The sequence below is a fragment of the Paraburkholderia sp. RCC_158 genome (genome assembly GCF_041355255.1).
In the GTDB taxonomy this organism is placed as follows: Bacteria; Pseudomonadota; Gammaproteobacteria; order Burkholderiales; family Burkholderiaceae; genus Paraburkholderia; species Paraburkholderia graminis.
Genome location: NZ_JBFUPM010000007.1, coordinates 336,997 through 347,314, shown reverse-complemented (window position 1 = coordinate 347,314; position 10,318 = coordinate 336,997). Strand labels below are relative to the sequence as shown.

Genomic DNA, 10,318 nt, shown 5'->3' with positions numbered 1-10,318 from the left:
GGCGACTTGCGAGGTCGCTCAGCAACCTCGCTCAGGCAGCCACTGTTTCCGCTGCCGCCGCAGCGCCCGCATGACCGCCGACGAGGCAATGCTTGTGGGCGACGTGATATTCGAATTCGTCCCAGTAGTGCTTGAGCATGCCGCGAACCGGCATGGCCGCCGCATCGCCGAGCGCGCAGATCGTGCGGCCCATGATGTTTTCCGCGACCGAGTTCAGCAGATCCAGATCTTCCGGACGGCCAAGACCGTGCTCGATACGATGCACGACGCGATACAGCCAGCCCGTGCCTTCGCGGCAAGGCGTGCATTGACCGCACGACTCTTCGTAATAGAAGTACGACAGACGCAGCAGCGAACGCACCATGCAACGCGTTTCATCCATGACGATGACCGCGCCCGAGCCGAGCATCGAGCCCGCCTTGGCGATCGAGTCATAGTCCAGGTCGGTCTGCATCATGATGTCGCCCGGAATGACCGGTGCCGACGAACCGCCAGGAATCACGGCCTTGATCTTGCGGCCGCCGCGCATGCCGCCGGCGAGATCCATCAGCGTGGCGAACGGTGTGCCGAGCGGAACTTCGTAATTGCCCGGACGCTCGACGTCGCCCGAGATCGAGAAGATCTTCGTGCCGCCGTTGTTCGGCTTGCCGATTTCCAGGTAATTTTGCGGGCCGATGGCGAGCAGGAATGGCACCGCGGCAAACGTCTCGGTGTTGTTGATCGTGGTCGGCTTGCCGTACACGCCGAAGCTCGCCGGGAACGGCGGCTTGAAGCGCGGCTGGCCTTTCTTGCCTTCCAGCGACTCGAGCAACGCGGTTTCTTCGCCGCAGATGTAGGCGCCGTAACCGTGATGCGCATGCAGCTCGAACGAGAAGCCCGAACCCATGATGTTTTCGCCGAGGAACCCGGCGCGGCGAGCTTCGTCCAACGCTTCTTCAAAGCGTTTGTAGACTTCCCAGATTTCGCCGTGGATGTAGTTGTAGCCGACCGTGATGCCCATTGCGTACGCGCCAATGGCCATGCCTTCGATCAGCGAATGCGGATTGAAGCGCAGGATGTCGCGGTCTTTGAACGTGCCCGGCTCGCCTTCGTCCGAATTGCAGACGAGGTACTTCTGGCCCGGGAACTGACGCGGCATGAAGCTCCACTTCAGGCCGGTCGGGAAGCCCGCGCCGCCACGGCCGCGCAGACCCGACGCCTTGACGTCGGCGATCACCTGCTCGGGCGGAATTTTTTCTTCCAGAATGCGGCGCAGCTGGGCGTAACCGCCGCGCGCCACATAGTCTTCGAGATGCCAGTTGTCGCCGTTCAGGCCGGCGAGAATCAGCGGTTTGATGTGACGATCGTGTAAAGACGTCATTTCGAAAGTTCCTCGAGCAGCTGGTCGATCTTCTCGCGGCTCATGAAGCTGCACATGCGATGGTTGTTCACCAGCATCACCGGCGCGTCGCCGCACGAACCCATGCATTCGCCTTCTTTCAAGGTGAATTTGCCGTCGGCCGTGGTTTCGCCGAAGTCGATGCCGAGCTTCTGCTTCAGATATTCAGCGGCGCTGTCGGAGCCGCCGTCCGGGCCGAGTTGACACGGCAGGTTCGTGCAGAGCGTGATCTTGTGCTTGCCGACCGGCGACGTCTCGTACATCGTGTAGAAGGTGGCGACCTCCTGCACGGCGACTGCCGGCATGCCGAGATAGTCCGCGACGAACTGCATGAGTTCGGGCGACAGCCAGCCATGCTCTTCCTGAGCAGTGGCCAACGCCGACATCACGGCGGACTGTTTCTGATCGGCGGGATACTTCGCGATCGCACGATCGATTTCTTTCAGGCCTTCAGCTGAGATCATTTTCAGACACGACTCTTTCAATTCCTACCGAACGAAAACCCGTCGCTCACTTCGTGCTGCGACAGACCCGGCGTTCCTTTGCTTGACGCACGCTTCGGACCAAACATGAAGACGCGCGCCGATGAATACGTCCTAGCGATCTACTTCGCCGAACACGATGTCCTGCGTGCCGATGATCGTCACGGCGTCGGCGATCATGTGGCCGCGCGCCATTTCGTCGAGCGCGGACAGATGCGCATAGCCCGGCGCGCGAATCTTGAGGCGATACGGCTTGTTCGCGCCGTCGGAAATCAGATAGATGCCGAATTCGCCCTTCGGATGCTCGACGGCGGCATACGACTCGCCTTCCGGCACGTGGAAGCCTTCCGTGAACAGCTTGAAGTGGTGAATCAGCTCTTCCATGTTCGACTTCATGCCCACGCGCGACGGCGGCGCAACCTTGTGATTGTCAATCATCACCGGGCCCGGATTCTTGCGCAGCCACTCAATGCACTGTTTCACGATGCGCGTGGATTGACGCATTTCTTCGACACGGACCAGATAGCGGTCGTAGCAGTCGCCATTCACGCCCACCGGAATGTCGAAGTCCAGCTTTTCGTACACTTCGTACGGCTGCTTCTTGCGCAGATCCCACTCGATGCCCGAGCCGCGCAGCATTGCGCCGGACATACCCATTTGCAGCGCACGCTCCGGGCTGACCACGCCGATGCCGACCAGACGCTGCTTCCAGATCCGGTTGTCGGTGAGCAGCGTTTCGTATTCGTCGACGCACTTCGGGAAACGCGTGAAAAAGTCGTCGATAAAGTCGAGCAACGAGCCCTGACGGTTCTCGTTCATTCTCGACAATGCCTTCGCATTGCGAATCTTCGACGCCTTGTATTGCGGCATTGCGTCAGGCAGATCGCGATAAACGCCGCCCGGGCGGTAATACGCCGCATGCATGCGCGCGCCGGACACCGCTTCGTACACGTCCATCAGATCTTCGCGCTCGCGGAACGCGTACAGGAACACGGCCATTGCGCCGACGTCGAGCGCGTGCGCGCCGATCCACATCAGGTGGTTCAGCACGCGCGTGACTTCGTCGAACATCACGCGGATGTATTGGGCGCGCACCGGCACGTCGATGCCGAGCAGCTTTTCGATCGCCATCACGTAGCCGTGCTCGTTGACCATCATCGACACGTAGTCGAGACGGTCCATGTACGGCACCGACTGAATGAACGTTTTCGTTTCGGCGAGCTTTTCAGTCGCGCGATGCAGCAGGCCGATGTGCGGATCGGCGCGCTGGATGACTTCGCCGTCGAGTTCCAGCACGAGGCGCAGCACGCCGTGCGCTGCCGGGTGCTGAGGGCCGAAGTTGAGCGTGTAGTTCTTAATCTCTGCCATGGCGTTCTCTTAGTGTTTCAGACCGCCATAGCGATCTTCGCGGATCACGCGCGGCGTGATTTCCCGCGGCTCGATCGTCACAGGCTGATAGACGACGCGCTTCTCTTCCGGGTCGTAACGCATTTCGACGTAGCCGGAGACGGGGAAATCTTTACGGAACGGGTGACCAATGAAACCGTAGTCGGTCAGAATGCGGCGCAGATCCGGGTGGCCTTCGAAGACGATGCCGTAAAGGTCGAACGCCTCGCGCTCGTACCAGTTCGCCGAATTCCAGATATCGACGACGGACGGCAGAATGGGCATGTCGTCATTCGGCGCGAACACGCGAAGCCGCAGACGCCAGTTATTCTGCACCGACAACAAATGCAGAACGGCCGCGAAACGCGGACCGTCGTAAGCGCCGTCGGCATAGGTTTGATAGTCGACGCCGCACAGGTCCATCATCTGCTCGAAACCGAGCGAGCGGTCGTCGCGCAGACGCGTTGCCACGTTGAGGTAGTCGCTCGCTTTCACGACGATCGTCAACTCACCGATTGCCTCGGTAGTGCTCAACAGGAGGCCGCCAAAGGCCGCCTCGAGGTTCGCTTTCAGGGTCTCGAGTTTGCTTGCCATATTGTGGGGAGAGGCGTTGCCTTATTGACGGGCGATTGTGTTGGTGCGGCGAATCTTGGCCTGCAACTGGATCACGCCGTAGACCAGCGCTTCCGCTGTCGGCGGGCAACCCGGCACGTAGACGTCGACCGGCACGATGCGATCACAACCGCGCACTACCGAATACGAGTAGTGGTAATAGCCGCCGCCGTTCGCGCACGAACCCATCGAAATCACCCAGCGCGGCTCGGCCATCTGGTCGTACACCTTGCGCAGAGCCGGCGCCATTTTGTTGCACAGCGTGCCGGCGACGATCATCACGTCCGACTGACGCGGACTCGGACGAAACACCACGCCGAAACGGTCGAGGTCATAACGGGCCGCGCCCGCATGCATCATCTCGACCGCGCAGCACGCCAGACCGAACGTCATCGGCCACAGCGAACCGGTGCGCGTCCAGTTGATCAGTTTGTCAGCCGTCGTGGTGACAAACCCTTCCTTCAAGACCCCTTCGATACTCATTTGCTTTCCACTCCAGACGGGGCGGCAAGCCTTGGCCACCCACGCAAACCGGCGATTAAACCATCATTCCCAGTCGAGGCCGCCCTTCTTCCAGATATAGGCGAAGCCCAGCAGGAATTCGAGCAGGAAAATCATCATCGCCATGAAGCCAGGCCAGCCGATGTCGCGCAGGGCGACGCCCCACGGGAACAGGAACGCGGTTTCAAGATCGAAAATGATGAAGAGAATGGCCACGAGGTAATAGCGCACGTCGAACTTCATGCGCGCATCTTCGAATGCTTCGAAGCCGCACTCGTACGGTGCGTTTTTCTCGGTATCGGGCTTGTTGGGACCGAGGATCTTGCCGATACTGACCAGTGCTACGCCTAAACCGGTGCCCACAACGAGGAACATCAAGACGGGGAAATAGGCTGCGAGGTTCAAGACTATCCTCAATCGGTTGGTTCTGAATGCCGTCAGGAGCATAGCACCCCTGACGCGAAATCACTTCTGAGACGTACACGCCGCAGACCAACGCAAACCGCGCGCCAGAAGTGAAAATGCCAGCCGAAGCGAAGCAAGCGGCTGGCATTAGATAACATTTGGTGCCGACGGCGAGACTCGAACTCGCACAGCTTTCGCCACTACCCCCTCAAGATAGCGTGTCTACCAATTTCACCACGTCGGCACTGTATGCAATCCGGGAAAACAACTTATAAAACCCGCGAATCGCTTCAAGACTTAGATTCTAACCGGTTCAAACAGTTTGTTCAACGCACAAAAGCACTTTCTACGAAAAATTTTATTTCGGTACGTCGGTGGCCGGAACCGATGCAGCCGACGCCGCGAGCGCAGCCGAACCGCCTGCCGGAGCGGACCCAGCCGGTGCCGCCGAAGCCGCCACGGGCGCGGTAACCGCGGCGCCCAGCACGCCGGCTGAAGGCTTGGCGCGATAAGCGCCGAGGTACGTGAGCGTCAGCGTGGTGACGAAAAACACCGCGGCGAGCACTGCGGTTGTACGCGACAGGAAGTTTGCCGAGCCGGTCGCGCCGAACAGGCTGCCCGATGCACCGCTACCAAAAGCCGCGCCCATATCGGCGCCTTTGCCGTGCTGCAGCAAAACGAGGCCGATGACCCCGAGTGCCGACAACAGCTGAACGACGATAATCAAAGTTTTCAAATACAGCATTGCACTCACCTGAGTCTTTTATTTAGCCGAAACCCGCGGACTGCGGGCCCGGAATGGGTCATTCCGAGAGGCGCCCTGCTCAACCAGCGGCTGTCGTTGCAGCCGCCGCCTTGCAGATCGCCAGAAAATCCTGGTCCTTCAGCGACGCGCCGCCGATCAGGCCGCCGTCGATGTCCTGCTGACGGAATAATTCTTCCGCGTTGTCCGGCTTCACGCTGCCGCCGTACAGCAACGGCACGCCCGCAATTTCGGCGCCCTTCGCGGCGAGACGCCCGCGCAGGAACGCGTGCACCGCTTGCGCCTGGCCGGCCGTCGCGCTCTTGCCAGTGCCGATCGCCCAGACCGGCTCGTATGCGACAACGATACGCGCCGCTTCCTGCACCGACAATTTGGCCAGCACTTCGTCCAGTTGCGCGCCGACCACCTGCTCTGTCGCCCCGGCCTCGCGCTCCTCGAGCGTTTCGCCGACGCAGACGATCGGCGTCAAACCGGCTTCGAGCGCACGCTGTGTCTTCACTGCGACAAGCTCAGCGCTTTCGCGGTGATACGCGCGGCGTTCCGAGTGCCCGACGATGGCAAACGTCGCGGCAAAATCCGTCACCATTTGCGCCGAGACTTCGCCGGTGTACGCGCCCTGCGTGAACGCGGAAACGTCCTGCACGCCCCACATCACCCGGCTGCCTTCGAGCAACGATTGCGCTTGCGCAAGATACGGCGTCGGCACGCACACACCTACGCGCACATCAGCCGGCAGTTCACCCGCGCCTTTCGCCACGGCCTGCAGCAGCGCCGCGTTTTCGGCGAGGCGCCCATGCATCTTCCAGTTACCGACTACCAGTTTGGCTCGTTGTGTCGACATCGTCTCGTCTTGTCTTGGCGGCGGGCCGTATTGCGCTAGTCGTTCGCGCTTACAGTCCGCCTATCGGATTCATGCGGCGCGCGCAAAACGCGCAATTTTACTTCGTGGGGGAGATCGGGTCAAACAAACCGGCGCGCACCGACTCCCGCCGACGGCCGCGCATCAGGCGTCGTCGCCCCAGGTCAGCACGATCTTGCCGACGTGCGTGCTGCTCTCCATCAGCGCGTGGGCGTCGGCGGCCTGCGCGGCCGGAAACACGCGATGCACGACAGGCTTGATCCGCCCGCCCTCGAGATGGGGCCACACCTGCTCCTTGAGCTGTGCGGCGATTTTCGCCTTGAATTCGATTGGCCGCGAACGAAGCGTCGAACCGGTCACGGTCAAACGGCGGCGCAGCACCTCGTTCAGATTCAGCTCCGCCTTCGCGCCGCCCAAAAGGGCAATCAGCACGATGCGCCCGCCGTCCGCCAGCGCGGTCAGCTCGCGCGACACGTAGCTGCCCGCCACCATGTCGAGGACCACGTCGACGCCGCGGTCGTTGGTCAACGACTTGATGACTTCGACGAAATCTTCCGTCTTGTAGTTGATCGCCCGCTCGGCGCCCAGCGCTTCGCACGCGCGGCACTTGTCGTCCGAGCCGGCGGTCGCGAACACGCGAAAGCCCAGCGCATGCGCAATCTGGATCGCGGTCACGCCGATGCCGCTCGAGCCGCCCTGCACCAGCAAGGTTTCGTTCGGCCCGCCCTCGCCCTTGCCGAGCTGCGCGCGATCGAACACGTTGCTCCAGACCGTGAAGAAGGTTTCCGGCAGCGACGCCGCCTCGACGTCCGACAGACCGCCCGGCACCGGCAAGCACTGCAACAGGGGCGCGACCGCATACTCGGCATAGCCGCCGCCCGCCAGCAGCGCGCACACGCGATCACCGATTTTCAGACCGAACGGATTATTCTTCCCGTCGATGTCGCCGCCGACGATTTCCCCCGCCACTTCCAGCCCGGGCAAGTCCGACGCGCCCGGAGGCGGCGCATACGCGCCCTTGCGCTGAAACACGTCGGGACGGTTGATGCCGGAAGCCGCCACCTTGATCAGCACCTCGCCTGCTTTCGGCTGCGGCGTGGGCCGCTCCGCGAGCTTGAGAACTTCCGGCGCTCCGAATTCCGTGATTTCGATCGCTTTCATCTGCGTCAACTCCAAGATTGGATTGCGTTGCCTACTGCGTTCGTCCGCGCTTGCCGGGACCTCATTCGCATTGTCGCCGGATCGCGGCAATCACGTGCGACACGCGCGAAAAGCGCGATTTTCGCGAGGCCACGCAATGCAAGCAGCGTACCCCTTGCACCACGCTTCAGCATCCATTTGCAACGCAATCCACCCTGTCCACCATGAAAAACGGCCGGCGCGCATTCGCGCTGCCGGCCGTTGTCCCGCTACCGCTTTACTGCGGCGTCGGTTCGCCTTGCGGCGCGCTCGACGCGCCGTCGTTCAGCAACGCCTTCGCCGACAAACGCACACGACCCTTCTCGTCCGTCTGGATGACCTTGACCTTCACTTGCTGGCCGTCCTTCAGGTAGTCGTTGATGTCCTTGATGCGCTCGTTCGCGATCTCGGAGATATGCAACAGACCGTCCTTGCCCGGCAGAATGTTCACAATCGCGCCGAAATCCAGCAGCTTCAGCACCGTGCCTTCGTACACCTGGCCCACTTCGACTTCGAGCGTGATGTTCTCGATACGCTTCTTCGCTTCGGCCATGCCTTCGCTGCTGGTGCTGGCGATGGTCACGACGCCGTCGTCGGAAATATCGATCGTCGTGCCGGTTTCTTCCGTCAGCGCGCGGATCACCGAACCGCCCTTGCCGATCACGTCGCGGATCTTTTCCGGATTGATCTTGATGGTGATCATGCGCGGCGCGAACTCGGACAGTTGCGTGTTAGCACCCGACACGGCCGACGTCATCTTGCCGAGAATATGCATGCGGCCTTCCTTCGCTTGCGCGAGAGCGACCTGCATGATTTCCTTCGTGATGCCCTGGATCTTGATGTCCATCTGCAGCGCGGTCACGCCTTGTTCCGTGCCCGCCACCTTGAAGTCCATGTCGCCGAGGTGATCTTCGTCGCCGAGAATGTCGGTCAGCACGGCAAACTTGTTGCCTTCGAGAATCAGGCCCATCGCGATGCCGGCGACGTGCGCCTTCATCGGCACGCCGGCGTCCATCAGCGCGAGGCAGCCGCCGCACACTGAAGCCATTGACGACGAACCGTTCGATTCCGTGATTTCCGACACGACGCGAATCGAGTAGCCGAATTCGTCGGCGCTCGGCAGGCAGGCGGCCAGCGCGCGCTTGGCGAGACGGCCGTGACCGATTTCACGGCGCTTCGGCGAACCGACGCGGCCCGTTTCGCCGGTCGCGAACGGCGGCATGTTGTAGTGGAGCATGAAGCGCTCGCGGTACTCGCCTTCGAGTGCGTCGATGTTCTGCTCGTCGCCCTTCGTGCCGAGCGTGGCCACCACCAGCGCCTGCGTCTCGCCGCGCGTGAACAGCGCCGAACCGTGCGTACGCGGCAGCACGCCGGTACGGATTTCGATCGGGCGCACGGTGCGCGTGTCGCGGCCGTCGATACGCGGTTCGCCGTTCAGGATCTGCGTACGGACGATCTTCGCTTCGATGTCGAACAGCACATTGCCGACCGTTGCCTTGTCGGCCGCCACGGTGCCGCTTGCCGCGGCTTCTTCTTCCAGCTTCGCCGAAACGGCTGCGTAGACTTCCTTCAGCTTGCTCGAACGTGCCTGCTTGTCGCGGATCTGGTAAGCCGCGAGCAGTTCGGCTTGCGCCAGTTCCGTCACGCGTGCGATCAGCGGCTCGTTCTTCGCCGCCGGCTGCCAATCCCATTCCGGCTTGCCGCCTTCACGGACCAGATCGTGGATCGCGTCGATCGCGATCTGCATTTGCTCGTGGCCGAACACCACACCGCCGAGCATCACCTCTTCGCTCAGTTGCTGCGCTTCGGATTCCACCATCAGCACCGCGCGTTCCGTACCGGCGACGATCAGGTCGAGCGCCGATTCCTTCATTTGCGGACGCGTCGGGTTCAGCACGTATTCGTTGTTGATGTAAGCCACGCGCGCTGCGCCGACCGGGCCGTTGAACGGCAGACCGGACACGGCGAGTGCCGCCGACGCGCCGATCAGCGCGGGAATGTCAGCGGGAACGTCCGGATTCAGCGACAGGACGTGAATCACGACCTGCACTTCGTTGTAGAAGCCTTCCGGGAACAGCGGACGCAGCGGACGGTCGATCAGGCGCGAGATCAGCGTTTCGCCTTCCGACGGACGGCCTTCGCGGCGGAAGAAACCGCCCGGAATCTTGCCGGCGGCGTAAGTCTTCTCGAGATAGTCGACGGTCAGCGGGAAGAAGTCCTGGCCCGGCTTGGCGGTCTTGGCGCCGACCACGGTCGCCAGGATAACGGTGTCTTCGACGTCGACGATCACCGCGCCGCTCGCCTGGCGAGCGATTTCGCCGGTTTCCAGGCGAACGTTATGTTGTCCCCACTTAAATTCTTTGACGATCTTGCTGAACATAGTCATTGCTTTTCCTCATCGTAATGCCGCGCGGACCAGAAGCGGCGCGGCAACGCCAGAACCGGCGCCGCATGGGAAGAGGTGTGTTATGCCATTCCAGAGAGCCACGCGCCGCGCCGCCTGCATGGCGAACGCGCGCGAACCGCTGGAATGACACAAAGCTCCGCCCTGAAGCCCGGCCATGTTTCTATTTCTGCTTCTTCTGCTTGCTCTACTGCTGCTTTTCTACTGCATTTGTCGTGCTTATTACTGCATTTACCGCTTCCTGCCCCGCCGCGCGAACCAGCACGCCGCCGAGGAATTCAGGCAGTGCGCGTCACACGAAGCGCACCGTGCAAAAACAAAATGCCTGCATCAGCGGAACTGACACAGG

At 61.7% G+C, this 10,318-nt stretch carries 10 protein-coding genes and 1 tRNA gene; all 11 read right to left on the bottom strand.

The window, feature by feature from the left end; translation table 11 throughout:
* Positions 1-31 precede the first annotated feature (31 nt).
* Positions 32-1,360, bottom strand: a complete 1,329-nt coding sequence (gene nuoF / locus AB6809_RS17075; RefSeq protein WP_006052899.1) for an NADH-quinone oxidoreductase subunit NuoF — start codon at positions 1,358-1,360, stop codon at positions 32-34.
* Positions 1,357-1,842 carry an NADH-quinone oxidoreductase subunit NuoE gene (gene nuoE / locus AB6809_RS17070; protein WP_006052900.1) on the bottom strand — a complete coding sequence of 162 codons (486 nt, stop codon included), beginning with the start codon at positions 1,840-1,842 and terminating at the stop codon, positions 1,357-1,359. Before nuoE ends, nuoF begins: the two co-directional genes overlap by 4 nt.
* Before the next feature lie 132 nt (positions 1,843-1,974).
* Positions 1,975-3,228 carry an NADH-quinone oxidoreductase subunit D gene (locus tag AB6809_RS17065; protein ID WP_006052901.1) on the bottom strand — a complete coding sequence of 418 codons (1,254 nt, stop codon included), beginning with the start codon at positions 3,226-3,228 and terminating at the stop codon, positions 1,975-1,977.
* A gap of 9 nt (positions 3,229-3,237) precedes the next feature.
* A complete protein-coding gene (locus AB6809_RS17060) occupies positions 3,238-3,840 on the bottom strand; it encodes an NADH-quinone oxidoreductase subunit C (protein WP_006052902.1) in 603 nt (200 codons plus the stop codon).
* Positions 3,841-3,861: 21 nt separating this feature from the next.
* Positions 3,862-4,341, bottom strand: a complete 480-nt coding sequence (locus AB6809_RS17055; protein ID WP_006052903.1) for an NADH-quinone oxidoreductase subunit B family protein — start codon at positions 4,339-4,341, stop codon at positions 3,862-3,864.
* A gap of 63 nt (positions 4,342-4,404) precedes the next feature.
* The gene (locus tag AB6809_RS17050; protein WP_029969798.1) at positions 4,405-4,764 is read right to left on the bottom strand and encodes an NADH-quinone oxidoreductase subunit A; all 360 of its coding nucleotides are present in this window, start codon (positions 4,762-4,764) and stop codon (positions 4,405-4,407) included.
* 159 nt (positions 4,765-4,923) lie between these two features.
* Positions 4,924-5,008: transfer RNA gene (locus tag AB6809_RS17045), tRNA-Leu, on the bottom strand.
* A 114-nt stretch (positions 5,009-5,122) separates the two neighbouring features.
* Positions 5,123-5,509, bottom strand: coding sequence for a preprotein translocase subunit SecG (gene secG / locus AB6809_RS17040; RefSeq protein WP_006052905.1), 387 nt, complete (start codon positions 5,507-5,509; stop codon positions 5,123-5,125).
* Positions 5,510-5,588: 79 nt separating this feature from the next.
* The gene (tpiA, locus tag AB6809_RS17035) at positions 5,589-6,368 is read right to left on the bottom strand and encodes a triose-phosphate isomerase (RefSeq protein ID WP_029969799.1); all 780 of its coding nucleotides are present in this window, start codon (positions 6,366-6,368) and stop codon (positions 5,589-5,591) included.
* Positions 6,369-6,530: 162 nt separating this feature from the next.
* Complete coding sequence (locus AB6809_RS17030) at positions 6,531-7,547, bottom strand: NAD(P)H-quinone oxidoreductase (RefSeq protein WP_029969801.1); 1,017 nt, start codon at positions 7,545-7,547, stop codon at positions 6,531-6,533.
* A 256-nt stretch (positions 7,548-7,803) separates the two neighbouring features.
* On the bottom strand, positions 7,804-9,951 hold the full coding sequence (gene pnp / locus AB6809_RS17025; protein ID WP_029969803.1) for a polyribonucleotide nucleotidyltransferase: 2,148 nt from the start codon (positions 9,949-9,951) through the stop codon (positions 7,804-7,806).
* Between the last annotated feature and the right edge of the window lie 367 nt (positions 9,952-10,318).